At 64.5% G+C, this 23,469-nt stretch carries 23 protein-coding genes and 1 pseudogene; 13 read left to right on the forward strand and 11 right to left on the reverse strand.

Annotated features, from left to right (window positions below):
* The first annotated feature begins 38 nt into the window (after window positions 1–38).
* Window positions 39–1,388 carry a cell envelope integrity protein CreD gene (gene creD / locus DM872_RS02835; RefSeq protein ID WP_179058029.1) on the forward strand — a complete coding sequence of 450 codons (1,350 nt, stop codon included), beginning with the start codon at window positions 39–41 and terminating at the stop codon, window positions 1,386–1,388.
* A gap of 304 nt (window positions 1,389–1,692) precedes the next feature.
* Here the strand turns inward: creD and DM872_RS02840 are convergent, their stop codons facing one another.
* The 4 genes from DM872_RS02840 to DM872_RS02855 all read right to left on the reverse strand — a co-directional run bounded on the left by DM872_RS02840 (window position 1,693) and on the right by DM872_RS02855 (window position 6,098).
* Window positions 1,693–2,316: a glutathione S-transferase family protein gene (locus DM872_RS02840; protein ID WP_179058030.1), complete on the reverse strand. Its 624-nt coding sequence runs from the start codon at window positions 2,314–2,316 to the stop codon at window positions 1,693–1,695.
* A 109-nt stretch (window positions 2,317–2,425) separates the two neighbouring features.
* Entirely contained in the window at window positions 2,426–3,376 is a 951-nt protein-coding gene (locus DM872_RS02845) for a Vgb family protein (RefSeq protein WP_179058031.1), read from the reverse strand.
* Window positions 3,377–3,462: 86 nt separating this feature from the next.
* On the reverse strand, window positions 3,463–4,167 hold the full coding sequence (locus DM872_RS02850; protein WP_179058032.1) for a 3'-5' exonuclease: 705 nt from the start codon (window positions 4,165–4,167) through the stop codon (window positions 3,463–3,465).
* Window positions 4,164–6,098 (reverse strand): putative nucleotidyltransferase substrate binding domain-containing protein, encoded by a 1,935-nt coding sequence (locus tag DM872_RS02855; RefSeq protein WP_179058033.1) that lies wholly within the window; start codon window positions 6,096–6,098, stop codon window positions 4,164–4,166. Before DM872_RS02855 ends, DM872_RS02850 begins: the two co-directional genes overlap by 4 nt.
* Window positions 6,099–6,351: 253 nt before the next feature.
* Here DM872_RS02855 and DM872_RS02860 point away from each other — a divergent pair.
* From DM872_RS02860 to DM872_RS02875, 4 genes and pseudogenes are all read left to right on the forward strand, one after another.
* A pseudogene (locus DM872_RS02860) lies at window positions 6,352–6,783 on the forward strand (response regulator); the annotation flags it as partial.
* 285 nt (window positions 6,784–7,068) lie between these two features.
* Window positions 7,069–7,500, forward strand: a complete 432-nt coding sequence (locus tag DM872_RS02865; protein ID WP_179058035.1) for a PaaI family thioesterase — start codon at window positions 7,069–7,071, stop codon at window positions 7,498–7,500.
* The gene (locus tag DM872_RS02870) at window positions 7,500–7,907 is read left to right on the forward strand and encodes a PaaI family thioesterase (protein ID WP_179058036.1); all 408 of its coding nucleotides are present in this window, start codon (window positions 7,500–7,502) and stop codon (window positions 7,905–7,907) included. The genes DM872_RS02865 and DM872_RS02870 overlap by 1 nt, the downstream gene beginning before the upstream one ends.
* A gap of 62 nt (window positions 7,908–7,969) precedes the next feature.
* On the forward strand, window positions 7,970–8,542 hold the full coding sequence (locus tag DM872_RS02875) for a TetR/AcrR family transcriptional regulator (protein ID WP_179058037.1): 573 nt from the start codon (window positions 7,970–7,972) through the stop codon (window positions 8,540–8,542).
* Between the two features lie 47 nt (window positions 8,543–8,589).
* Here the strand turns inward: DM872_RS02875 and DM872_RS02880 are convergent, their stop codons facing one another.
* Both DM872_RS02880 and DM872_RS02885 read right to left on the reverse strand, forming a co-directional pair.
* Window positions 8,590–10,110 (reverse strand): NCS1 family nucleobase:cation symporter-1, encoded by a 1,521-nt coding sequence (locus DM872_RS02880; protein WP_179058038.1) that lies wholly within the window; start codon window positions 10,108–10,110, stop codon window positions 8,590–8,592.
* Between the two features lie 338 nt (window positions 10,111–10,448).
* A complete protein-coding gene (locus DM872_RS02885; RefSeq protein WP_179058039.1) occupies window positions 10,449–12,626 on the reverse strand; it encodes a malate synthase G in 2,178 nt (725 codons plus the stop codon).
* Window positions 12,627–12,945: 319 nt separating this feature from the next.
* Here DM872_RS02885 and DM872_RS02890 point away from each other — a divergent pair, with 319 nt between their 5' ends.
* On the forward strand, window positions 12,946–13,392 hold the full coding sequence (locus DM872_RS02890; RefSeq protein ID WP_179058040.1) for a GNAT family N-acetyltransferase: 447 nt from the start codon (window positions 12,946–12,948) through the stop codon (window positions 13,390–13,392).
* A gap of 37 nt (window positions 13,393–13,429) precedes the next feature.
* The gene (locus tag DM872_RS02895) at window positions 13,430–13,948 is read left to right on the forward strand and encodes a glycine cleavage system protein R (protein WP_179058041.1); all 519 of its coding nucleotides are present in this window, start codon (window positions 13,430–13,432) and stop codon (window positions 13,946–13,948) included.
* Window positions 13,949–14,026: 78 nt separating this feature from the next.
* Here the strand turns inward: DM872_RS02895 and rarD are convergent, their stop codons facing one another.
* From rarD to DM872_RS02920, 5 genes are all read right to left on the reverse strand, one after another.
* On the reverse strand, window positions 14,027–14,914 hold the full coding sequence (rarD, locus tag DM872_RS02900) for an EamA family transporter RarD (RefSeq protein ID WP_179058042.1): 888 nt from the start codon (window positions 14,912–14,914) through the stop codon (window positions 14,027–14,029).
* Between the two features lie 264 nt (window positions 14,915–15,178).
* A complete protein-coding gene (locus DM872_RS02905) occupies window positions 15,179–16,153 on the reverse strand; it encodes a serine/threonine protein kinase (protein WP_179058043.1) in 975 nt (324 codons plus the stop codon).
* An 82-nt stretch (window positions 16,154–16,235) separates the two neighbouring features.
* A complete protein-coding gene (locus DM872_RS02910) occupies window positions 16,236–17,000 on the reverse strand; it encodes a TOBE domain-containing protein (RefSeq protein WP_179058044.1) in 765 nt (254 codons plus the stop codon).
* A gap of 66 nt (window positions 17,001–17,066) precedes the next feature.
* A complete protein-coding gene (locus DM872_RS02915) occupies window positions 17,067–17,795 on the reverse strand; it encodes a ComF family protein (RefSeq protein ID WP_179058045.1) in 729 nt (242 codons plus the stop codon).
* Between the two features lie 24 nt (window positions 17,796–17,819).
* Window positions 17,820–18,113 (reverse strand): hypothetical protein, encoded by a 294-nt coding sequence (locus tag DM872_RS02920; protein ID WP_179058046.1) that lies wholly within the window; start codon window positions 18,111–18,113, stop codon window positions 17,820–17,822.
* Between the two features lie 224 nt (window positions 18,114–18,337).
* Here DM872_RS02920 and bioB point away from each other — a divergent pair, with 224 nt between their 5' ends.
* The 6 genes from bioB to DM872_RS02950 all read left to right on the forward strand — a co-directional run bounded on the left by bioB (window position 18,338) and on the right by DM872_RS02950 (window position 23,217).
* Complete coding sequence (gene bioB, locus DM872_RS02925; RefSeq protein WP_179058047.1) at window positions 18,338–19,396, forward strand: biotin synthase BioB; 1,059 nt, start codon at window positions 18,338–18,340, stop codon at window positions 19,394–19,396.
* A 98-nt stretch (window positions 19,397–19,494) separates the two neighbouring features.
* Entirely contained in the window at window positions 19,495–20,676 is a 1,182-nt protein-coding gene (gene bioF, locus DM872_RS02930; protein WP_179058048.1) for an 8-amino-7-oxononanoate synthase, read from the forward strand.
* Window positions 20,669–21,394, forward strand: coding sequence for an alpha/beta fold hydrolase (locus DM872_RS02935; RefSeq protein WP_179058049.1), 726 nt, complete (start codon window positions 20,669–20,671; stop codon window positions 21,392–21,394). Before bioF ends, DM872_RS02935 begins: the two co-directional genes overlap by 8 nt.
* Window positions 21,387–22,202, forward strand: coding sequence for a malonyl-ACP O-methyltransferase BioC (gene bioC / locus DM872_RS02940; RefSeq protein WP_179058050.1), 816 nt, complete (start codon window positions 21,387–21,389; stop codon window positions 22,200–22,202). The genes DM872_RS02935 and bioC overlap by 8 nt, the downstream gene beginning before the upstream one ends.
* Window position 22,203: 1 nt before the next feature.
* Window positions 22,204–22,908, forward strand: coding sequence for a dethiobiotin synthase (gene bioD / locus DM872_RS02945; protein WP_179058051.1), 705 nt, complete (start codon window positions 22,204–22,206; stop codon window positions 22,906–22,908).
* Between the two features lie 63 nt (window positions 22,909–22,971).
* Window positions 22,972–23,217, forward strand: coding sequence for a hypothetical protein (locus tag DM872_RS02950; protein WP_077520631.1), 246 nt, complete (start codon window positions 22,972–22,974; stop codon window positions 23,215–23,217).
* The last annotated feature ends 252 nt before the right edge of the window (window positions 23,218–23,469 follow it).

The raw sequence follows: 23,469 nt of genomic DNA on the forward strand, positions 1-23,469 counted from the left end.
CCCCAGACTCTCCTCATCCCGACACAAGGAGAGTCGCCATGACCCGAACCCTCGGATTCAAGCTGGGCACCATTGCCCTGTTGATGCTGTTGTTGATGATCCCGCTGATACTGATCGACGGCCTGATTGGCGAGCGCCAGACCGCGCGTGATGGCGTGCTGGCCAACATTGCCCAGAGTTCCAGCTACAGCCAGCGGATCACCGGGCCGATCCTGGTGGTGCCTTACAAGCGCACGGTGCGCGAGTGGAAGACCTACGAGCAGACCGGCCAGCGCCATCTGGAAGAACGCGAGGTGAGCAGCCGGCTGTACTTCCTCCCGGAGCGCTTCAACCTGACCGGCAGCGTCGACACCGAGCTGCGTGCGCGGGGCATCTACAAGGCACGGCTGTACAAGAGCGACAGCCAGATCAGCGGGCAGATTCTCGTTCCGGCCAACTACGGCATCGACGAAGACCTCGCGGACTACCGCTTCGAACAGCCATTCCTTGCGGTCGGGATCAGTGATATCCGCGGCATCGGCAATGCGCTGAAGCTTCGCTTGAATGGCCAGTCCCTGGACTTCCAACCCGGCAGCGGCGACCGCTTGCTGAACGGGGGCGTGCATGTGCCGTTGGCGCCGTTGCAGGCCGGGGTCGTGCAGAGCCTCGATTTCGCTTTCGACCTCAAGTTGCAGGGCACGTCCAGCCTGAGCGTGACGCCTGTGGGCCGCGATTCGCGGGTGGAATTGAGTTCGACCTGGCCGCATCCGAGCTTCATCGGCGAGTTCCTGCCCAGCGAGCGCAGCATCGATGCCAAGGGCTTCAGCGCGACCTGGCAAACCAGCTTCTTCGCCACGAACCTGCAGGAAGCGCTGGCCCAGTGCACCGGTGGGGAGCAGTGCGACGCGTTCTACTCGCGGGACTTTGGCGTGAGCTTCGTCGACCCGGTGGACCAGTACCTGAAGACCGACCGCGCCATCAAATACGCGCTGCTGTTCGTGGCCCTGACCTTCGCCGGATTCTTCCTGGTGGAAGTGCTCAAGCGCCTGGCGGTGCACCCGGTGCAGTACGGTCTTGTGGGGCTGGCGCTGGCGTTCTTCTACCTGTTGCTGCTGTCGCTGTCCGAACACCTGGAGTTCGCCGTCGCCTATGTCATCTCGGCGTCCGCCTGTGTGGCGCTGGTGGGGTTCTACGTCAGCCATGTGTTGCACAGCTGGATGCGGGGCGGCGGTTTCACCCTGGGACTCGCGGCACTCTACGGGATGCTTTACGGCCTGCTGAGCGCCGAGGACTACGCCCTGCTGATGGGCTCGCTGCTGGTGTTCGGCCTGCTCGCCTGTGTGATGGTGCTGACCCGCAAGCTCGACTGGTACGGCGTCGGTCGTGCCCAGCCGGCCAGTGGCAACTGAAGTGAAACGCCGGAGGTGAGCAATGAGCTGGTTGGGATTGCGTGAGGACCAGGCGAATGGAGCCGAACTGGCCGCAAGGATCGCAAGGTTGTTTCCCCGCCCGTGGTTTCAACGCCAACTGCTGATGGACCGAGCTCGCGTGGTGGTGGATGGAAAAGCGCCATCCACCCTACATGGGAGATCCGGAAGTGGGAGGTGAGCCTTTGTAGGGTGGAAGTCGCTCTTCACTTCCACCAGCGGAGCCGTGATTGCGCTCGTAATGTTGGATGGAAAAAGCGCCATCCAACCTACGGAGCGCAGGACGTCAGGGCGCCGGGGCGGTGGCTTTGAGGGAGGGGCGCTGGCTGGTCGTGGCGTACCAGGCGGCCAGCTGCGGGCAGTCGCGGCGCCAGTTGAGGTCGGGCATGCGGAAGTCCAGGTAGCCCAGGGCGCAGGCGGCGCTGATGGCGGCGACGTCGAAGCGCTCGTCCAGTTCGCCAGCGGATTTCTCGAAGCTTTCCAGGGCGCGGTCGATCTTGCTGCACTGGCCCAGCACCCAGTCGTCCCAGCGCTTGTCCTCGGGACGCAGGAAGGTTTCGTAGCGCACCAGGATGGCCGCATCCGTTACCGCGTCCGCAAGGGAGGCCAGGGTCAGGCGCCGCCAGCGCTCGGGTCCATCACGTGGGATCAGCGGCTGACCGCCGTGCTGGTGATCGAAGTAGTCGAGGATCACGCGGCTGTCGTGCAGCACGCTGCCGTCGGCCAGCTGCAGGGCGGGAATCTTGCCGGCCGGGTTGTGCTCGTTCACGTCGGCGCTGGGGTTGACCGGCGTGAGCGTCACGCCATGCAGCGTCACCGTATCCAGCTGACCGGTTTCGTGGAGCAGCACCATGACCTTGCGGACGTAGGGGGACGTGGGGGAGAAGAACAGGATCTGGCTGGCGCTCATGCGGATTCCTCGGCGTCTGCAGCGGTCAATGGCGCAGTTATACCGCATTGGATTGCCGCAGGGCATGCGAGGTCCGCGGTCGCACGCTTGTAGGAACACTGTCCGCTGATCAGTACCGGATCATCACCAGGCGATCCTGGGCCGACTCGGCCCCCCAGACTTCGCCGGTGCGGCCGGAGAGGTGAGTCACGCGAGCGGCGGGGCGGTCGCTGGGGAAGCTGGCGAAGATACGGCTGAACGGGTTGAAGCGCAGGATCGCATTGGCGCGATAGTCGCTTAGCCATACCCGCTCCTGCTCATCGACGTAGAGCGCATGGGCGTCGGCGTTGTTGCCCGGAATGTCCCAGCTGCTCCAGGTCTCTCCCAGCGGATCGAAGCGGCTCAAGCGTCCACTGCCGGCCTCGCCGACCCAGAGCGTACCGCGCGAGTCACTCCATATCAGACGTGGGCCGGCACTTTCTTCAGGTACATCCACCAGGGTCGGGGTCCCGGATTCGGGGTCGATCCGGCCGATGTGCCGGGCCGTTTCATTGGCGTACCAGACTTCGCCATTGGGCGTTACGGTGATGCCGTTGGGACCGGGGCCACCCGGCGCTGGCCAGATTTGCAGGCTGTCGCTGGCCGGTCTGAAGCGCCCGAAAAACCCCTTCTGTCCGGTGAACCAGAGGTTGCCGTTGCGATCCATCGCCAGGCCTTCGAGGCCGATGCCAGTGGTGCTGCCCTTGAGGGGAAACGTGCGCACGGAGCGGTCTAGCGGGTCGACCCGTACCAGGGCATCCAGGCCGGCGTCGGTGATCCAGGCGGCACCGTCCTGGTCCACCACCAGGGCGCGGGGCGAGGAGCCCACGCCCAGGGTAATCAGCTGGGTTTCGCCAGTCAGCGGATCGAGGAGCCCGACCGAGCCCAGGCGTTGGGCGGTGAACCACACACGTCCGTCCGTGGCGGGGGCTACATCGCGCGGGCCGGTGCCCGTCGGAACCGGATAGTAGGTGACCTCCGCCGCTGTGGCTGTTGCGCAAAACAGCGCGGCGCACAGGGCGAGCACGTATGGACGGATCATTGGGAAGACCTCCGCTTCCGGGGGTGGTCTTCAGTCGACGCCGGATCAGCGGCGAGGGTTCGAAGAAATCGACCGGGCGGTGCGTCTCAGAGGGCGGGGGCGTGCTGCCGACGCTGCCAGCGCGCGAGGGCGGAGGCCAATGCTGCCGGGGTTTCCAGACCCTGGCGCCGGGCTCGGCTGAAGAGGATCAGGGCGATCTCGGCGGTCACCAGGGCATCGGCGCTGGCGTTGTGGCGCTGCTGCACATGCAGGCCGAAATGCTCCACCCACTGGTCCAGACCGCCATTGCGGATGCCGGATTCCGGGCAGAGCATGGGCGCCAGTTCAGCGATGTCGAGGAAGCAGTGGCGCAACCTGTGGTCGAGGTCCTGCTTGAGGGCGCGGCTCAGCATGCGCTGGTCGAAGGTGGCGTGGAAGGCCAGTAGTGGGCTGTCGCCGACGAACTCCATGAAGCCCAGCAGGGCCTCGGCGGGTTCGACGCCGGCTGCCAGCTCGCTCGGCGCAATGCCATGAATCAGCACGCTGGCGCTGAGCTTGCCGGTCTCGCGTTGCAGGGTGCATTCGAACTGGTTGCCGAGATCAATGGCGCCGTCCTCGATGCTCACTGCGCCGATGGACAGTACGAGGTCCCGGCTCATGTTCAGGCCGCTGGTTTCCAGGTCCAGGACCACGAAGCGCTGCTGACGCAGAGGGCGTTCGTCGAGTGCCTGCGGGTCGGGCAGGGCGTCGCGACGGGCTGCGAGGTCCGGGGCCAGCGGCGTGCGACGGGAGAACCAGGGGAAACCATTCATAGCTGGTAGCGTAGCGCCAGACTGGATTGCAGGCGCTGGGCCTGTCGGAAGGACTCGCGCAGGATGCGCCGGTCCAGGTGATTGAGGGTGTCCGGGTCGAGCCGGTTGGAGTAGGGCAGGCCTTGCCGCGCCTGATGCTGGTGCTGCTGCATGCGGGTCTGCTGGATGAAGTGGTACGCCTCTTCGTAAGCCGCGCCGTCCAACGCATCCACCACCTCACGGGCCACCAGCTGACGCAGGCGCTCCAGGGTGCCGCTGGCGCTGATACCGTTGGCCAGCGCCAGCAGCCGGGCGCCGTCGACGAAGGGGGTGAGACCCTGCACCTTGAGGTCGAGGGTGTCTTTTTCAGCGCCCTTGCGCGCGACCACGAAATCACGGAATCGGCCCACTGGCGGACGCTGGCGCAGGGCATTGTCGGCCAGCATGCGCTGGAACAGGCTGTTGTCGGCCACCAGCACCAGCAGTTCCCGTTGCAGCGCGGCGCATCCTTCGCCAGGGCCCCAGACCGCACGCAGGTCGAAGTAGATGGAGGAGCCCAGCAGATTCTCCGGCGTCGCCTCGCGGACGAAGCTGGCGAAACGACGACTCCACTCGTTGCGGGACAGGCAGAGCTCAGGGTTGCCGGCCATGATCCCGCCCTTGCACAGCTCGAATCCGCATTGTGCGAGGGATTGATTGATGCGCTCGGCAAGCGGCAGCAGCCGGCCGCGAATGGCGGCAGCCTCCACTGCATCGGCTGCTTCGAAGAGGATGCCGTTGTCCTGGTCGGTATGCAGGGTCTGTTCGCAGCGGCCTTCACTACCGAAGCAGAGCCAGGTGAAAGGAATGCCCGGGTCGCCCATTTCTTCCAGGGTCAGCTCGATGACCCGGCACACGGTGTGGTCGTTGAGCAGGGTGATGATGCGGGTGATCTGGGTGGAACTGGCGCCGTGGGCGAGCATGTTGTCCACCAGGCGCTGGATTTCTCCACGCAGGGCGGCCAGGGTTTCGACCCGTCCGGCATGGCGGATGGTCCGCGCCAGGTGCACCAGGTCGACCCGTTGCAGGGAGAACAGGTCGCGCTCGGATACCACTCCCAGCAGGCGGTTGTCGCTGACCACGCAAACGTGGGCGATGTGCCGCTCGGTCATGGCCAGGGCGGCGTCGAAGGCGCTGGCCTCCGGTGGCAGGTGGAACGGCGCCTGGGTCATGACTTCGGCGATGGGCTGGGCCAGGTCGGCGCTGGCATCGGCGATCACCCGGCGCAGGTCGCGCAGGGTGAAGATGCCCAGCGGCCGCTGCCTGGCATCGACGATCACGATGCTGCCCACCTGTTGTTCGTGCATCAGCCGCACCGCGTCGCGCAGGGGCAGCTCCGGCAGGCAGGCGATGGGGTGACGCACCGCCAGTTCACCCAGACGGGTGTCCAGGGAGTATTGGGCGCCAAGGGTTTCCGTGGCGCGCAACTGGACCTGCTGGTTGACCTGGTCGAGCAGGCTGCTGACGCCACGCAGGGCGAAGTCGCGGAACGGGTTGGACAGGGCGAACAGTTTGATGAAGGCGGCTTTGCCCAGCAGCAGGCAGAAGGTGTCTTCGCCAGCCAGGTGTTCCGTGCGCGTCGCGCGCTCGCCGAGCAGGGCGGCCAGCGGGAAGCATTCGCCGCTGGCGATCTCGAATGTGGTTTCGGTGCCGCGCCTGGCCGAGTGCGGGCGTTCGCCCACCACACGGCCCTGTTTGACGATGTAGAAGTGCTCCACCGGCCCGTCCTGGGGCTTGATGATGGATTCGCCGGCCGCATAGAAGCGCAGCAGGCAATGCTCGACGAGGAAGGCGAGGTGGGCGCTTTCCATCTGATTGAAGGGCGGGTACTTCTGCAGGAACTCCATGGTGCCATGGACGTTCTGCAGCACCGCTTGTTTGCCGGCCTGGGCGAAGGCGTCTGCCTTGGTCATCTTGCTGCCCGTCGTTTCTTCTTGTCAGGAGAGCCATGCTGCGCGTGACGGCAGGGGACACAAATTGGACGTAAGTCTAAGGGATGGGACGCAGATCGTCGGAAATCCCGATAGGCCACTACCGTTCGGCGGATGCTGCAATCTGCATGGGAACTTGCGTGCATTTTGCCTATCCGACCTGCGTACCCCGTGCTACAGCTTAGTAGTGAGGGGAGTTGGGCCTGCTAGGGAAGGCCCCTTCGAGGACGACCCCATGAGTTATGGTGACCTGCTGAGCGACGCCGAGCTGCAAGCGCTTGATGAAATCATGCGCGTACCCAGCGCGCCGCCCAGTGTTCTGCTGGTGGATGACGACGAGTCCGGGCGCGATGCCCTGGCCGATGCCCTGGTTGCCCAGGGAATTCCGTGCATCACTGCCGACAGTGGCGAACAGGCGCTGGCGCTGCTGGTTACCCGCCCCTCCATCGGTCTGATGATCACCGAGCTGCACATGCAATGCGGCAGTGGCCTCGAACTGGTGCGTCAGGTGCGCCAGTCGGCACGGGCGACCCTCCCGGTCATCATCGTTTCCGGCGACGCCGACGTGCAGGACGCCATCGAGGCGATGCACATGAAAGTGGTCGACTTCATGCTCAAACCGGTGGACATGAGCCGTCTCACCAATCTGGTACGCAACGAGATTGGCACCCCGCCAGAACCCAAGGCACCGCCACCCGAGGTGCGGCCCAGGCCGGCGAAAGCGAAAGCCAAAGCGAAGGTCATCGCGCTGAAAAGCGCCTGAAAAAACCGCCACGGACAGGCGGTTTTTTTATGCCTGCGCGGCGATCGGAGTGCTGACTACCCGTCCATTCACAATCCCTATTCAGCCTCGAAGTCCATTGTGTTTGGTTGGTTTCTGATCAAAGTATTTAGACCGGTCTATATAAAATGACCGGAAAGATCACTCTCCGCCAACAGAAGGATTCCAGCAATGGCACACGATCAACGCATGCAGGAACGGCTTGAGGCCGTAATAAACGTCACCCCGTTCGCGCGAGTGATGGGCGCGCGGGTCACTTCGATCGGGGGCGGCGCCGTCGAGTTCGAGATCGACGTGAAGCCCGAACTGATGCACCAGCACCATGGCTTCGTGCATGGCGCTGTAGTCGGTTTCATGGCCGACAGCGCCTGCGCCTGGGCGGCGGCCTCGGTGGCGGGGGATGTGGTGACCTCCGAGTACAAGCTGAACCTGCTGGCGCCGGCCGTGGGCGAGCGGTTGCTGGCGAAGGGACGGGTGGTGAAGTCTTCGGGACGGTTGCTCGTCGCTCTGGCGGAAATCTTCGCGCTGCGGGATGGCGAGCAGACGCTGGTCGCCATGGCACTGGCGAGCGTGGCCAAAGTGGGCGGCGAGGGTGGCCGCTGATGGAAAGCACGCTTCCTGCGGGCTATGCACCGCTGTTTCGCAGCAGCCCCTTTCTGGATCTGCTCGGATCGCTGTACTACCGCCGCGATGAAGAGGCGGGGATGGTCATTGCCCTGCGGGTCAAGCAGCAACACTGTAACCAGCGAGGCACCGCCCATGGCGGGCTGCTCTGCAGCCTGGCCGATGCAGCCCTCGGCTATTCCACGGCCTTTTCCCAGGAGCCTCCGCTGCCCATGGCAACGGTCAATCTCCGCGTGGATTTCTGCGGTGCGGCCCGTCTGGGGGATCTACTAGAAGTGCGTACGCGCATCGAAAAGATCGGCCAACGCCTGGCCTTCGCCAGCGCGGCGATCGACGTGGGTGAACAGCCGGTAGCCCGCGCCAGCGCCGTGTTTCATATTCCCTGACGCTGGGGCATCCTTGGCGCGCGCCGGCCAGGCGGCGCGCCGTTCCCGGATGGAGAGATGTCTTGCCGAAGAAATCCAACGCCGCCGACCGCGTCGTTCGTGCCACCGCCTCATTGCTGGCCAGCCGCGGCTATTTCGGTACCGGCCTGGGCGACATCATCGCCCGCTCGGAGACGCCCAAAGGCTCGCTCTACCATTACTTTCCTGAAGGCAAGCCGGCGATCGTCAGTGCCGCTGTCGATTTCGTCGCCGACGAGGTGCTGCAGCACCTCGACCATGCCGGCGAAAAGGCCCCTCACGCCCGCAATGCCCTGCGTCGCTTTACGGCGACCCTGCGAGGCTGGTTGGAGGCTTCGGCTTTCGCCGAGTCCTGCCCGATTTTCGCCACGACCCTGAGCATTGACGACGAGTTGCAACAGGTCCACCTGCGTTGCCGCAGGGCCTTGCAGGCATGGCAGGGGAGTTTCGAGCGGTCACTGTGTGCCGATGGCCTGGACAGCGTCTCGGCCCATAGTCGGGCCTGGCTGATCATCGCGGCTCTGGAAGGGGCACTGGGGATTGCCAAGGCAGAGCGATCGCTGGTCGCGCTGAATCTGGTCGAGGAAGAGCTGCTCGGTCTGCTGCCGGACCAGTAATGCAGGACTGACAAGGGGCAAGCGCTCCGGCACTTGCCCCTCATACCTCAGTGGTGCGCGCTATCCACCGCGATCTCTTCGCCGGACACATCCAAATGCTCGGTGCGGCGGTCGGCGATGGTGTAGTGGATCAGTGCCCCAAGGCCCGCGCCGAAGAACCACGAGAACTGCGACAGCGATTCGAACGCCGGCACCAGGGCCAGCACGATGGCGATCGCCGCCGAGGGAATGAACGCTGCTACCGCGCGCAGGTTGATGCCACGGCGATAGTGGTAGGCGGCTTCGCTGCTTTCGCTGTAGAGCTCCGGCAGGTTCACCCGGCCACGGCGCACCAGGTAGTAATCGGTGACGATGATGCCGTACAGCGGGCCGAGCAGGGCGCCGAGGCCGCCGAGGAAGTACAGGATCACCGTCGGGCTGTTGTACAGGTGCCAGGGCAGGATGAGCACGGCGATGGTGGCGCTGAGCAGGCCGGCGCGGCGGAAGTTCAGCAGCTTCGGCGCCAGGTTGGTGAGCACATAGGCCGGGGCGACGAAGTTGGCCATGATGTTCACCGCCACGGTGACGATCAGGAAGGCCAGGCAGGCCAGCACCAGGCCTACGGTGTTGGGGATGCTGGCGACGATCTCGGTCGGGCTCTGCACCAGCTTGCCGTCGATGCTGAATTGCGCGCCGGCGAGTACCACCGCGATCACCGCGAAGCCCAGCATGTTTACCGGCAACCCCCAGAAGTTACCCACGCTGATGGTGCGGCGGTCCGGGCAGTTACGGGTGAAATCGCAGAAGTTGAGGATCATGGTGCCGTACAGCGATACCCAGAGTGCAGCGGCGCCCAGCACCTTCAACCACATCGTCGAGCCCGTGAAACCTTCACCGGTGGACCAAGTGATGGAGAAGCCGCTGCGCTGATACATCCAGTAGGCCAGGGCGGCGAAGGTCACCAGAATCACCGGACCGGCGAAGGATTCGTAGCGGCGCACCATCTCCATTCCATAGGCGAAGATCGCCAGCTGCACCAACCAGATGCCGAGGAAGGTGATCCAGCCGAGCGTCGACAGGCCGAGAATCGAATCCTGGTCGAACTCGCGCAGGCCCGGCGCCACGGCGGCCAGCAATACGCGCAGGACGACCGAGGCTAGATAGGTCTGGATGCCGAACCAGGCGATGGCGATGACCGCGCGGATCAGCGCCGGAATCTGTGCGCCGTGGATGCCGAAGCTGATCCGGCACATCACCGGGTAGGGCAGGCCGGTCTTCTGGCCCATGTAGCCGGACAGGTTCATCAGCCCATAGATCACCAGCGCGCCGAGGGCGAAGGCGGCGAGGATCTGCGCGCCGCTCATGCCCAGGGCGAAGAGGCCTATGGCGAAGGAATAGTTGGCAATGTTGTGCACATCGTTGGTCCACAGCGCGAACAGGCTGTAGCGGCCCCAACTGCGGTTTGCCGCGCGGGTCGGCGCGAGGTCGGCGCTGTACAGGCGTGGACTCAAGGTCACCGCACCGGGAGCGACCGAATCGGCGGCTGGGGAGTCGAGCTGGGTAACAGCGGAAACGGGAGTGGGCGCCATGGGGCCTCCGTAAACTTGTGTGCACTGTTTTTGTGTTTTTTGTATGCAAGCCAGTTTCGTGCCATCCAGAGGCGTCGCTTATCCTTGCCTTGAGATTGGCCCTTTCGTGCACCACTAGAGGTCATCGCAAGCCCAGCTCTGGCGCCCGTTGCGCCCGCCCATCGGAAAATTGTCTTTATATTTCATTGACTTGAAAGTCAGCTTTGCTTGGGCTGGCGGAGCTCAGGGAATGGGGGTTTTGTACACAAGTTTTGTATGCAAGCGTAACGTCGATGCCCGCCCGACTTTTCTGCAGGCAATAAAAAACCGCCCCGAAGGGCGGTTTTCATGAGCAGGTCTTAAAGACCGTTCTTCGCCTTGAACTCGCGGCGACGACGGTGCAGGACCGGTTCGGTGTAGCCGTTGGGCTGCTTGGTGCCTTCAACTACCAGTTCCAGTGCGGCCTGGAAGGCCACGTTGTCGGCGAAGTTCGGCGCCATCGGGCGGTACAGCGGGTCGTTGGCGTTCTGACGGTCCACCACCGAGGCCATGCGCTCCAGGCTCTCGACGATCTGGGCCTGGCTGACGATGCCGTGGCGCAGCCAGTTGGCCAGCAGCTGGCTGGAGATACGCAGGGTGGCGCGGTCTTCCATCAGGCCGACATCGTTGATGTCCGGCACCTTGGAGCAGCCGACGCCCTGGTCGATCCAGCGGACCACGTAACCGAGGATGCCCTGGGCGTTGTTGTCCAGTTCGTTCTGGATTTCTTCGCGGGTCCAGTCGGTGTTCGGCGCCAGCGGGATGGTCAGGATGTCATCCACCGAGGCGGCGGCACGCTTGGCCAGCTCAGCCTGACGGGCGAACACGTCGACCTTGTGGTAGTGCAGGGCGTGCAGGGTGGCGGCGGTCGGCGACGGTACCCAGGCGGTGTTGGCGCCGGCCAGCGGGTGGCCGATCTTCTGCTCGAGCATGGCGGCCATCAGGTCCGGCATGGCCCACATGCCCTTGCCGATCTGCGCTTTGCCCTGCAGGCCAGTGGCCAGGCCGACGTCGACGTTGTTGTTCTCGTAGGAACCGATCCACTTCTCGGACTTCATGGCGCCCTTGCGCACCATGGCGCCGGCTTCCATCGAGGTGTGGATTTCGTCACCGGTGCGGTCGAGGAAGCCGGTGTTGATGAACACCACGCGCTCGGCAGCGGCCTGGATGCAGGCCTTGAGGTTGACGGTGGTGCGGCGCTCCTCGTCCATGATGCCGACCTTCAGGGTGTTGCGCGGCAGGCCCAGGACGTCTTCGACGCGGCCGAAGATTTCGGTGGCGAAGGCCACTTCTTCCGGGCCGTGCATCTTCGGCTTCACGATGTACATCGAGCCGGTGCGGGTGTTCTTGCGGCTGGTGTTGCCCTTCAGGTTGTGCAGGGCGATCAGGCCGGTGAACAGGCCGTCCTGGATACCTTCCGGTACTTCGTTGCCAGCGGCATCGAGGATGGCCGGGTTGGTCATCAGGTGACCGACGTTGCGCACGAACAGCAGGGAGCGGCCGTGCAGGGTCAGCTCGGAACCGTCGGCCTTGGTGTAGACGCGGTCCGGGTTCATGGTGCGGGTGAAGGTCTGGCCGCCCTTGCTGACGGATTCAGCCAGGTCGCCCTTCATCAGGCCGAGCCAGTTGCGGTAGACCACGACCTTGTCGTCGGCATCGACGGCGGCGACGGAGTCTTCGCAGTCCATGATGGTGGTCAGCGCGGATTCCATCAGCACGTCTTTCACGCCGGCGGCGTCGGTCTGGCCGATGGGACTGGTCGGGTCGATCTGGATCTCGAAGTGCAGGCCGTTGTTCTTCAGCAGCACGGCGGCCGGCTTGGCGGCGTCGCCCTGCAAGGCGATGAACTGGGCGGCGTTTTTCAGGCCGACTTCGCTGCCGTTCTTCAGGGTCACGGCCAGGCGGCCGTTCTTCACGGTGTAGGCGGTGGCGTCGACGTGGGAAGCACCTTCCAGCGGCGCGGCTTCGTCGAGGAAGGCGCGGGCGAAGGCGATCACCTTGTCACCACGGACCTTGTTGTAGCCCTTGCCCTTCTCGGCGCCGCCTTCTTCGCTGATGGCGTCAGTGCCGTAGAGGGCGTCGTAGAGCGAACCCCAACGGGCGTTGGCGGCGTTCAGGGCGAAGCGCGCATTCATCACCGGCACAACCAGCTGCGGGCCGGCCATGGTGGCGATTTCTTCGTCGACATTCTGGGTAGTGGCCTGGAAGTCTGCCGGTTCCGGCAGCAGGTAGCCGATCTCCTGGAGGAACGCTTTGTAGGCCACTGCGTCGTGGGCCTGGCCGGCACGTGCCTGGTGCCAGGCATCGATCTTGGCCTGCAGTTCATCGCGTTTGGCGAGGAGGGCTTTGTTCTTCGGAGCCAGGTCATTGATGACGGCTTCCACACCGGCCCAGAACTGCTCGGCCGCAATGCCGGTTCCGGGGATGGCTTCGTTGTTCACGAAGTCGAACAGGACTCTGGCGACCTGAAGGCCACCGACTTGAACGCGCTCAGTCATTGCTTGCCTCACTCTGCTCAATATCCGCTCGGACCGGGGGTTTCCCTTCTTGTAGTCCGAAGCGCGGCATACTACATGAAGCCGTTGTGAAAATCAGTGGGGTCGCGTCGCTATGCGACTAAAAGCTGCTTTACGGTCACAACGGCGGGCAGAATGTTCGCAAAAAAATGGCGCTTTGTTCCAGTTAAATCTGAAAAATGTACACGATTTATTTTTCGGAGGAACTGCGACAGGCCGTCGCACGGGATTCCGCACGGGATTCCGCGCGGGTTTTCCGGCGCTTTCCTATACTCCAGCGAATTCGTCCCGGAGCCTTTCCATGCCTGTAAATGCTGCCACTTTCAGCGATCTTGATGATCTCTCCAGACTTTTCGCCGGTTACCTCGAGTTCTATCAGGTGCCAAGACCCCAATCGGACATCCGTGCGTTCCTCGAACAGCGGCTGGATCGCGGCGACTCCACGCTGTTCATTGCTCGTGGTGAGGATGGCGCGCCCCTCGGGTTCACCCAGCTCTATCCCTTTCTCTCGTCGCTGGCGCTGGCACCGGCCTGGTTGTTGAGCGATCTTTATGTAGTGCCCGCCGCCCGGCGCCAGGGCGTCGGCGAAGACCTGATGAACGCTGCCCGCGCCCATGCCGAACGCACCGGCGCTTGCGGCATCCAGCTGGAAACCGCGAAGACCAATCTTGCCGGCCAGGCGCTTTATGAACGACTCGGCTATGTGCGGGACGAGATTTACTTCACCTACTGGCTGAGCCTGGCCTGAGGCCGGGTGCCGGTTCCCTACCAATAAGGAGTCGAGCGTGGATCATCTGGTACTTACCGTTATCGCGGCGGACCAGCCCGGACTGGTGGAGCGCGTCGCGCAGTGCATCGCCGCCCATGGCGGCAACTGGCTGGAGAGCCGCATGTCGCGCATGGCCGGGCAGTTCGCCGGGATATTGCGCGTAGCGGTCCCGGCCGAAGGCTACGACGAGCTGGTGGAGGGATTGCAGGGCCTCAGCGCCCACGGCATCCGCGTGATGCTGGCGCAGAGTGGCATCGAACCGGCCTGCACCTGGAAGCCGATCCTGCTGGACCTGGTGGGCAACGACCGGCCGGGCATCGTCCGAGACATCACGCGCCTGCTGGCGGAGCTGGGGGTGAACCTGGAAAGCCTGATCACCGAGGTGATGCCGGCGCCCATGAGCAGCGAACCGTTGTTCCACGCCGAAGCGGTGCTGGCAGTGCCGCTGACGCTGTCGCTGGACGTTTTGCAGGCCAAGCTGGAAACCCTGGCCGATGACCTGATGGTGGAGCTGAACCTGCATCAGGAGAAGTGAGCTTTCTCGGCGTGTTACGAAGCCCAGCGTGCGCACTACAAGGGCGTCCGTTTGGCTTCGCTGCGCTACGGGAGTAGGTCAGGAATTACGGCGGAGGGTGAGCCAGGCGTCGACGCTGTAGATGGCCAGGCCCGCCCAGATGAAGCAGAAGGCCAGCAGCTTGCTCGGGTCGAAGTGCTCGCCGAACAGGAAGATCGCCTGCAGCATCACCAGGGTCGGCGCCAGGTACTGGAGGAAGCCCAGCGTCGTGTAGGGCAGGTGGCGCGCAGCCGCGTTGAAGCACACCAGCGGCACGAGCGTGATGGGGCCGGCGGCGACCAGCCAGAGCGCCTCGGAACTGGTCCAGAAGCTTGTCTGCGTGGACGCTGCCTCCGGGCTCAGCAGCAGCCAGCCCACTGCCAGCGGTAACAGCAACCAGGTTTCCACGACGAGGCCGGGTAGGGCGGCTACCGGTGCCTGCTTGCGGATCAGCCCATAGAAACCGAAGGTCAGTGCCAGGGTCAGGGATACCCAGGGCAGCGCACCCACTTGCCAGATCTGCTGTGCCACGCCGACGGCGGCAAGCAGCACGGCGACCCACTGCAGGCGACGCAGGCGCTCACCGAGGATCAGCATCCCCAGCAGCACATTCACCAGCGGGTTGATGTAGTAACCGAGGCTCGCTTCCAGCATGCGCCCGTTGTTCACCGCCCAGACGTACACCAGCCAGTTGCCGGCGATCAGCATGCCGCTGGCGGCCAGCACGCCGAAGCGCTTGGGATTTTCCCGCAGCTCGCGGAACCAGCCGGGGTGCTTCCACACCAGCAACAGTGCCGCGCCGAACAGGGCGGACCACAGCGCACGATGGACAATGATCTCCAGCGCCGGAACGTTCTGGATGACTTTGAAGTAGAGCGGAAAGAGTCCCCAGATGATGTAGGCGGAGAGCCCCAGGATGTACCCGCGACGCGGGTCGGCGGTGGCCATGGAATGTCCTTGCTTAGGCAGCTATCGAGTGGTGCGACATTCTAGTTGTCGCCATCACGACTTGTCTGTGCGCTCAGGTTTTTCAGCAGGGCCGTGCAAGCGAAACGCGTAAGGGGTTCTTTACGCCTGTTCTCGAGACGCGCTCTCTGCTCTTTTGTGGGGGCGATTTCAATCGCTGAGCGGACCGTAGGTTCGCCCTGCGAGGTTTGGGGCTGCTGCGCAGCCTATAGCGAATGAATTCGCCTCCACAGAGGACTCGACCGCTCAGAAGAGTTTCAACGGCTCTTCATCCAGCGCCGAGAGTTGCTCGCGCAGGGTAAGGATCTGGTCGCCCCAGTAGCGTTCGCTGCCGAACCAGGAGAAGTGCATGGGGAAAGCCGGATCGTCCCAGCGGCGGGCAATCCAGGCGCTGTGGTGCATCAGGCGCAGGGCGCGCAAGCCCTCGATCAGCGGCAGCTCGCGCGGGTCGAAGTCGTGGAATTCCTGGTAGCCATCCATCAACTCGGATAGCTGGCCGAGGCGTTCGTGACGTTCGCCGGCCAGCATCATCCAGAGGTCCTGGACTGCCGGGCCCATGCGGCAGTCGTCGAGGTCGACCATGTGGTAGACGTCGTCGCGGCATAGCAGGTTGCCGGGATGGCAATCGCCGTGCAGCCGGATCGGCTGGTAGCGCACGTCGGCGAACAGCTTGTCCAGGCGCTTGAGCAGGTCGCGGGCTACCGACTCATAGGCTGGCAGCAGGCTGCGGGGGACGAAGTTGCCTTCCAGGAGAGTGGCCAGCGATTGGTGACCGAAGTTCTCTACCGCCAGGGTTTCGCGGTGTTCGAACGGGCGTGTGGAACCAACTGCATGTAGACGACCAAGCAGCTGGCCGAGGCGGTAGAGCTGGTCCAGATTGCCCGGCTCCGGTGCACGGCCGCCGCGGCGAGGGAAGAGGGCGAAGCGAAAGCCGGCGTGTTCGAACAGGCTTTCACCGTCGCGTTGCAGCGGCGCCACCACCGGTACTTCGCACTCCGCGAGTTCGGCGCTGAAGCTGTGCTCCTCGTGTATCGCCGCGTCGCTCCAGCGTTGCGGGCGGTAGAACTTGGCGATCAGCGGCTCGGCGTCCTCGATGCCCACCTGGTAGACGCGGTTCTCGTAGCTGTTCAGCGCGAGGATGCGCATGTCGCTGAGGAAGCCAAGGCTTTCCACTGCGTCGAGTACGAGGTCGGGGGTAAGGTCATCGAAGGGGTGGGACATGGGAGACTCCGGCAGCAAGGCGCCCAGTCTATCCCCGGAAACGATTTGCTGCTCTCTAGCTCGCGAAATCGCCTGCTGAGCTTCAGAGCGCTGTGCCGAGCAGCACCTGGCCGGCGGCGAACTGAGCGCGCACCGCGTGGCCGGCCTTCAGGCCAAGCGCGGCCAGCCGCTCGGGCTCGACCAGGGCGCAGAGGGTCTGGCCGCTGGCGAGGGCGATGCGCACTTCGCTGGGGCCATCGTCGGCGTCGAAGATCTCCTCGATCCGGCCCTGCAACTGGTTCAGGGTTTCGTCCGCCTGTTCGGAGATCGTTTGCAGGCGCAACCAACCAGCCTTGATCAGGGCAACCACGCTGCGACCCGGGGCCAGTTCCAGCTTCTCGGTACTGTCGTGGGTGATCTGGGCCGAGAGTCGGATACCACCCGGCAGTTCGACGCGCACCAGGTCGTTGCGCCCCCTGGATTCGATGTCGAGCACGCGGCCGCTCAGCTGATTGCGTGCGCTGGTGCGCAGCATCAGGCGGCCGAGCAGTTCCAGGTCCCGCTCGCTTTCAGCGCTTTCCAGCAGGCGCGCTTGCAGGCTTTCCAAGCGCTTGTAGAGTGCCAGCAGGCGTTCCCCTTCGGCCGACAATCGCGCGCCACCGCCGCCCTTACCGCCCACCGAGCGTTCCACCAAGGGGCGTTCGGCGAGGTTGTTCAATTCGTCGATGGCGTCCCAGGCAGCCTTGTAGCTCAGCCCCGCAGCCTTGGCGGCGCGGGTGATGGAGCCTTGCACGGCGATCTGTTCCAGCAGGGCCAGGCGCTGCGGGCGGCGGGTGAGTTGCTGGGTGAGGGCGCTGGTCAGGCTCATGGGCGGATGGGTTCCTCCGGGCTTCTGGCGCGCAGGCTGCTCCCACGGGTGCGCCACGTCAAGACTTCAACGGTCGCCGGGACGGGGCGTGCGTGCGAGGCAGTAGACGTCCACCCGCAAGGCTCCCGCTCGCTTCAGCAGGCGGGCGAGGAAATGCGCGGTGGTGCCGGTGGTCAGCACGTCGTCCACCAGGGCCAGATGCTGGTCTTTCACGTCGGCGAGAACGTCCAGGGCGAACGCACGTCGCAGGTTGCGGCGCCGTTCTGCCGCGTCCAGCCCCTGCTGGGGCGGGCCATCCTCTATCCGTTGCAGCCACCCCTCCTGCAACGGGATATGCAGTTCCTCGCTCAGCCAGCGCCCCAGCATCTGTGCCTGGTTGAAGCCGCGTCGACGCAATCGGGGCGCTGCCAGTGGTACGGGCAGGAGCGCCCGTGGCCGGGGCAGGCCCTCGTTGAACGCATGGGCGAGATGACGCGCCAGCAACTCCCCCAGCAAGCGACCCTGGGGCCAGTTGCCCTGGTGCTTGAAGCGGGTAATCAGGCTGTCTACCGGAAAGCCATAGCGCCATGGCGCCTCGACCCGGGTAAAGGGCGGTGGGCGCTTCAGGCAATCGCCGCAGGGCAGCCCATGGGTGGGCAGGGGCAGGGCGCAAATGGAGCAATGTCCACTGAGCCAGGGCAGCTCCGCTTCACAGCCGCTGCAAATCGGCAGGACGTCGCCCGGCGCGTGGCAGAGCAGGCAGGCGGGTGTGTGGCGAAGCCAGGCCGGCCGTAGCCGGACGAGCAGTGCGAACATGGTCCCCTCCGTGGGACATGGGGTTCAGACGATCAGCCAGCTCATCACCACCAGGCCAAGGAAGGTGAGCACCAGGCCGCCAATGATGGACTTGCGAATGAAGGCGCGTATCCCGCTGTAGAGCAGGAGCAGGCCGATAACCAGCAGGAACAGGCTGAAGAACGACACATCCATGCCGATGGCCCGCGCCAGGCCGTTGAAAAAATCGTCGATGGCTTGGCCAATGCCGCCGAGCACGCCTGAAAGCAGGTCGACGACGAAGCGAATGACGGTGCCGATGATCCGGCCGAGCCATTCGAAAAATCCTTCCGTACGCATTGCAGTGTGATGCTCCTTCAGCAGCGGGCTGCCCTGGATTTGAGCCTCGCTGGTGATTCTGGTTCATTGGTCGATGTGATTAATAAGTGATCAGATGTCAACCTGTGTCGCAAATCTGGTTGACAGCGTCATAGCTCCACATATGATGCCCTAAGCCTGAATTCCCGGACTGCCGGTCCGGGTATCCCTGACAAAGGCGCCCTACAGCGTCGAAGGAAACCTACATGAGCGCAACCGCATCCATCGCTACCCGCCACGACTGGTCCCTCGCTGAGGTGAAGGCGCTGTTCGAACAGCCGTTCAACGACCTGCTGTTCCAGGCCCAAATCGCTCACCGGGCACACTTCGATCCGAATCGGGTACAGGTTTCCACCCTGCTGTCGATCAAGACCGGCGCCTGCCCGGAAGACTGCAAATATTGCCCGCAGTCCGGCCACTACAACACCGGCCTGGACAAGGAAAAGCTGATGGAAGTGCAGAAGGTCCTCGAGGCCGCTGCCGAAGCCAAGGCCATCGGCTCCACCCGTTTCTGCATGGGCGCCGCCTGGAAGCACCCGTCCGCCAAGGACATGCCCTACGTCCTGGAAATGGTCAAAGGCGTGAAGAAGCTCGGCCTGGAAACCTGCATGACCCTTGGTCGCCTGGACCAGGAGCAGACCAAGGCCCTCGCCGACGCCGGCCTGGACTACTACAACCACAACCTGGATACCTCGCCGGAGTTCTACGGCAACATCATCACCACCCGCACCTACAGCGAGCGTCTGCAGACCCTCGCCTACGTGCGCGAGGCGGGGATGAAGATCTGCTCCGGCGGTATCCTCGGCATGGGCGAGTCGGTGGACGACCGCGCCGGCCTGCTGATCCAGCTGGCCAACCTGCCCGAGCACCCGGAGTCGGTGCCGATCAACATGCTGGTGAAAGTGAAGGGCACTCCCCTCGCGGAAGAGAAGGACGTCGATCCGTTCGACTTCATCCGCACCCTGGCGGTCGCCCGGATCATGATGCCGAAGTCCCACGTGCGCCTGTCCGCCGGCCGCGAGCAGATGAACGAGCAGATGCAGGCCCTGGCCTTCATGGCGGGCGCCAACTCGATCTTCTACGGCGAAAAACTGCTGACCACCAAGAACCCGCAGGCCGACAAGGACATGCAGCTGTTCGCGCGCCTCGGCATCAAGCCGGAAGAGCGCGAAGAGCATGCCGACGAAGTGCACCAGGCTGCCATCGAGCAGGCCCTGGTCGAGCAGCGCGATTCGCAGATGTTCTACAACGCCGCGTCTGCCTGATACCGCGTTATCGAACCCTGTAGGAGCGAGCTTGCTCGCGAAGGGCGGCTCCTGCAGGTTCGCCAGCAAGCTGGCTCCTACGAAAAACCGAACCGCCCATGCCTTTTGATCTCGCCTCGCGCCTTGCCGCCCGCCATGCGGACAACCTCTATCGCCAGCGCCCATTACTGGAAAGCCCCCAGGGGCCGGAGGTGGTGGTGGACGGCCGCCCCATGCTGGCCTTCTGTTCCAACGACTACCTTGGCCTGGCCGCCCATCCTGAGGTGAAGGCTGCCTTGCAGTCCGGCGTGGAGCGCTGGGGGGCCGGAGGTGGCGCTTCGCATCTGGTGATAGGCCATAGCGGACCGCATCACGATCTCGAACTGGCCCTGGCCGAGTTCACCGGCAGGCCTCGCGCACTGCTGTTCTCCACCGGCTACATGGCCAACCTGGGCGCAGTCACCGCGCTGCTGGCCAAGGGCGATACCGTGCTGGAGGACCGTCTCAATCACGCATCTCTGCTGGATGCCGGACTGCTCTCCGGCGCGCGTTTTTCGCGCTATCTGCACAACGACGTGGACAGCCTGTCCAGCCGTCTTGAAAAGGCGGAAGGCAATACCCTGGTGGTGACCGATGGCGTGTTCAGCATGGACGGTGACCTCGCGGAGCTGCCGGCCATCTGCGCCGCCGCGAAAGCCCGTGGCGCTTGGGTGATGGTGGATGATGCCCACGGTTTCGGTCCGCTGGGCGCCACTGGTGGCGGCATCGTCGAACACTTCGGTCTGAGCCAGGACGATGTGCCCGTGCTGGTGGGCACCCTCGGCAAGGCCTTCGGTACCGCTGGTGCATTTGTCGCCGGTAGCGAAGAACTCATCGAGACCTTGATCCAGTTCGCTCGTCCCTATATCTACACCACCAGCCAACCCCCGGCGGTGGCCTGCGCCACGCTGAAGAGCCTGGAGTTGCTGCAGCATGAAAGCTGGCGCCGGGACCATCTGAACGCGCTGATTCGCCGCTTCCGCGAGGGCGCAGCCGAGATCGGCCTGACGCTGATGGACAGCCCGACGCCGATTCAGCCGATCCTGATCGGAGACAGCGCCCGCGCCATGAAGCTGTCCGCCATGCTGCGCGAGCGCGGCATCCTGGTCGGCGCCATTCGCCCGCCCACCGTGCCGGCTGGCAGCGCGCGACTGCGTGTCACTTTCTCCGCCGCTCACAGTGAAGAGCAGCTTGAATCCTTGCTGAGTGCCCTGGCGGAATGCTGGGAGAAACTGGCGAAGGAGGATGCCCCCAATGCGTGAGCGCCTGATTTTGCTGCCGGGCTGGGCCATTGGCCCCGCCGCCCTCGAACCCTTGCGCGAAGCTCTGCTGGAGCGCGCGCCGCACCTGGTGATTGAGGTCGCGCCGCTGCCTGCCCTGGAACAGGCCGGTGCCTGGCTCGATGAGCTGGATTCCCGCCTCGCCACCGACAGCTGGCTGGCCGGCTGGTCGCTGGGCGGCATGCTCGCCGCGCAACTGGCCGCGCGCCGGGGCGGTGCCTGCCGTGGCCTGATCGGCCTGTGCAGCAACATGAGTTTCCATGACCGCGACGACTGGCCCTGCGCCATGTCCCAGGAAGTCTTCGCGGCTTTCCACGAGGCTTGCCGTCTCGATCCGGCGCAGACCCTCAAGCGCTTCACCATGTTGGTGGCCCAGGGTGCTCGGGACGCCCGCACCCTGGCGCGACAGCTGCAGGTCACCCAGGTGCCCACCGACCCCAAGGTGCTGGATGCTGGCCTGCGCTTGCTGGATGTGCTGGATATCCGTGCGGCTATCCAGGGTTACGGCGGACCGCAACTGCATCTGTTCGCCGGGCGCGATGCGCTGGTGCCAGCGACCGCCGCCGATGCGCTGCTGGAATGGCTGCCGGATGTGGAGGTGCAGGTATTTGCCGACGCGAGTCACGGCCTGCCGCTGGAGCGGCCGGACGAAGTCGCCGCCGCCATCCTCGGGTTCATGCGTGAGGGTGATGATGTCTGATGCTCGAAACGCTGCCGATGCCGAGGGCCATCTGCCGGACAAGCGCCAGGTGGCGGCATCCTTCTCCCGCGCGGCAGACAGCTATGACAGTGTCGCGGCCCTGCAGCGGACGGTTGGCAACGAACTGCTGCGCCGGCTGCCGGAAGGCTTCACGCCGGATAACTGGGTGGACATGGGCTGCGGTACCGGCTACTTCTCCCGCGCGCTGGCCGAGCGTTTCCCACACAGCGACGGCCTGGCGCTGGACATCGCCGAAGGCATGTTGCGCCACGCCCGTCCGCAGGGTGGCGCCAAGCGATTCGTCGCCGGCGATGCCGAGCACCTGCCGCTGGCCAGCGGCACCCAGCAACTGATCTTCTCCAGCCTGGCCGTGCAGTGGTGCGCCGACTTCGCCGCCGTACTTGCCGAGGCTCGCCGCGTGCTGCAGCCGGGTGGCGTATTCGCCTTCAGCAGCCTATGCGTCGGCACCCTGCAGGAGTTGCGTGACAGCTGGCAGGCAGTGGACGGCTTCGTCCACGTCAATCGCTTCCGTCGCCTGGAGGACTACCAGGACCTCTGCGCCGCCAGTGGATTGCTTCCACTGGATCTGGGCAGCGAACCGCAGGTGCTGCACTACGCCGATCTGCGCACCCTGACTCACGAACTCAAGGCCCTCGGCGCGCACAACCTCAATCCGGGTCGACCAGGCGGGCTCACCGGGCGGGCGCGTATCCTCGCGTTGGTGGAGGCTTATGAACGCTTCCGCCAGCCCCAAGGCCTGCCAGCCACCTATCAGGTGGTCTATGGCGTCATGAAAAAGGAAGACTGACATGGCTGTGGCCTACTTCGTCACCGGAACCGACACCGAGATCGGCAAGACCACCATCGCCGCAGGCCTGCTCCATTGCGCCCGGTCCCGGGGACTGTCCACGGCGGCGGCGAAGCCGGTGGCGTCAGGTTGCGAAGAAACCGCCGAAGGCCTGCGCAACAGCGATGCTCTGGCGCTGTTGGGCGAATGCTCATTGCCCCTGACGTACGACGAGGTCAATCCGCTGGCTTTCGCGCCGGCCATTGCACCTCACCTCGCCGCCCGGGAAGCGGGCGTCCAGCTGGACGTGGATGCGCTCGCCGCTCCGGTACGGCGTGTGCTGGCCATGGGTGCCGACTTCAGCCTGGTCGAGGGCGCTGGCGGCTGGCGCGTGCCGCTGGCGGGGCAGGCCAATCTGTCTGATCTGCCCATCGCCCTCGGCTTGCCGGTGATCCTGGTGGTCGGTGTGCGTCTGGGTTGCATCAATCACGCCGTCCTCACCGCCGAGGCCATCCAGCGTGACGGCCTGACCCTGGCCGGTTGGGTGGCCAATGTGGTCGACCCGAACACTTCTCGCCTGGACGAGAATCTCGCGACCCTGACCGAGCGCCTTCCAGCACCCTGCCTGGGGCGTATTCCTCGCCTGGACGAGGCGACTCCGGACGCTGTGGCGCGTCATCTCGATCTCTCTCCATTGCTGCGGATTGCCGGGTACGTCCGGGCCTGATTGCGCGGCGCGGGTTCAGCTGCTTCAATTGCCGGCATTGTCCATCGAGCTTCGGTATCCGACATGGAAATCCAGGGAAGTGGCTTCAGCGCAGGACTCGGCGCCATCCAGTCCGGCCAGCGTATGATCCAGCAGGCAGCCGGTGAAATAGCCAGCAAGACTGTCAGCGGCGAGGGGGCTCAACAACCAGCCGACCTCACCAGCATCCTGCTCGCCCTGGAGGCCGGCAAGGTCCAGGCCGAGGCCGGCAGCATGGTCGCCAAGGCCACTGACCAGATGATCGGCAGTCTCATCGATACCTTTGCCTGATCCCCTCAAGGGCCGCTCAACGCGGCCCTTTTCGCATCCTCTCCTTCCTGCCTCGTTCTGGCACTGTCGCGCTGTTTCTTGATCTTTACTGTCATCAGGCAGGGCCTTCGGCTGCCTGCCAGGGAGATGACCGGTCGGTCGGGCGCAGCGCTTGACAGGGCATTGGCGTAAACGTATGTTTCAAACGCCTGTTTGATTGTTCGTACAATCTCCACAAAATGCCGTTAGCGACCGGCGCTCCGGTCAGCTGAA

The organism is Pseudomonas taiwanensis (assembly GCF_013393345.1).
GTDB classification, from domain to species: Bacteria; Pseudomonadota; Gammaproteobacteria; order Pseudomonadales; family Pseudomonadaceae; genus Metapseudomonas; species Metapseudomonas resinovorans_C.

Coding starts and splice junctions, on each gene's coding strand:
- creD (WP_179058029.1), top strand. CDS start 39: ATGACCCGAACCCTCGGATTCAAGCTGGGCACCATTGCCCTGTTGATG.
- DM872_RS02840 (WP_179058030.1), bottom strand. CDS start 2,316: ATGAGCGCCAGCCAGATCCTGTTCTTCTCCCCCACGTCCCCCTACGTC.
- DM872_RS02845 (WP_179058031.1), bottom strand. CDS start 3,376: ATGATCCGTCCATACGTGCTCGCCCTGTGCGCCGCGCTGTTTTGCGCA.
- DM872_RS02850 (WP_179058032.1), bottom strand. CDS start 4,167: ATGAATGGTTTCCCCTGGTTCTCCCGTCGCACGCCGCTGGCCCCGGAC.
- DM872_RS02855 (WP_179058033.1), bottom strand. CDS start 6,098: ATGACCAAGGCAGACGCCTTCGCCCAGGCCGGCAAACAAGCGGTGCTG.
- DM872_RS02865 (WP_179058035.1), top strand. CDS start 7,069: ATGGCACACGATCAACGCATGCAGGAACGGCTTGAGGCCGTAATAAAC.
- DM872_RS02870 (WP_179058036.1), top strand. CDS start 7,500: ATGGAAAGCACGCTTCCTGCGGGCTATGCACCGCTGTTTCGCAGCAGC.
- DM872_RS02880 (WP_179058038.1), bottom strand. CDS start 10,110: ATGGCGCCCACTCCCGTTTCCGCTGTTACCCAGCTCGACTCCCCAGCC.
- DM872_RS02885 (WP_179058039.1), bottom strand. CDS start 12,626: ATGACTGAGCGCGTTCAAGTCGGTGGCCTTCAGGTCGCCAGAGTCCTG.
- DM872_RS02890 (WP_179058040.1), top strand. CDS start 12,946: ATGCCTGTAAATGCTGCCACTTTCAGCGATCTTGATGATCTCTCCAGA.
- rarD (WP_179058042.1), bottom strand. CDS start 14,914: ATGGCCACCGCCGACCCGCGTCGCGGGTACATCCTGGGGCTCTCCGCC.
- DM872_RS02905 (WP_179058043.1), bottom strand. CDS start 16,153: ATGTCCCACCCCTTCGATGACCTTACCCCCGACCTCGTACTCGACGCA.
- DM872_RS02910 (WP_179058044.1), bottom strand. CDS start 17,000: ATGAGCCTGACCAGCGCCCTCACCCAGCAACTCACCCGCCGCCCGCAG.
- DM872_RS02915 (WP_179058045.1), bottom strand. CDS start 17,795: ATGTTCGCACTGCTCGTCCGGCTACGGCCGGCCTGGCTTCGCCACACA.
- DM872_RS02920 (WP_179058046.1), bottom strand. CDS start 18,113: ATGCGTACGGAAGGATTTTTCGAATGGCTCGGCCGGATCATCGGCACC.
- bioB (WP_179058047.1), top strand. CDS start 18,338: ATGAGCGCAACCGCATCCATCGCTACCCGCCACGACTGGTCCCTCGCT.
- bioF (WP_179058048.1), top strand. CDS start 19,495: ATGCCTTTTGATCTCGCCTCGCGCCTTGCCGCCCGCCATGCGGACAAC.
- DM872_RS02935 (WP_179058049.1), top strand. CDS start 20,669: ATGCGTGAGCGCCTGATTTTGCTGCCGGGCTGGGCCATTGGCCCCGCC.
- bioC (WP_179058050.1), top strand. CDS start 21,387: ATGTCTGATGCTCGAAACGCTGCCGATGCCGAGGGCCATCTGCCGGAC.
- bioD (WP_179058051.1), top strand. CDS start 22,204: ATGGCTGTGGCCTACTTCGTCACCGGAACCGACACCGAGATCGGCAAG.
- DM872_RS02950 (WP_077520631.1), top strand. CDS start 22,972: ATGGAAATCCAGGGAAGTGGCTTCAGCGCAGGACTCGGCGCCATCCAG.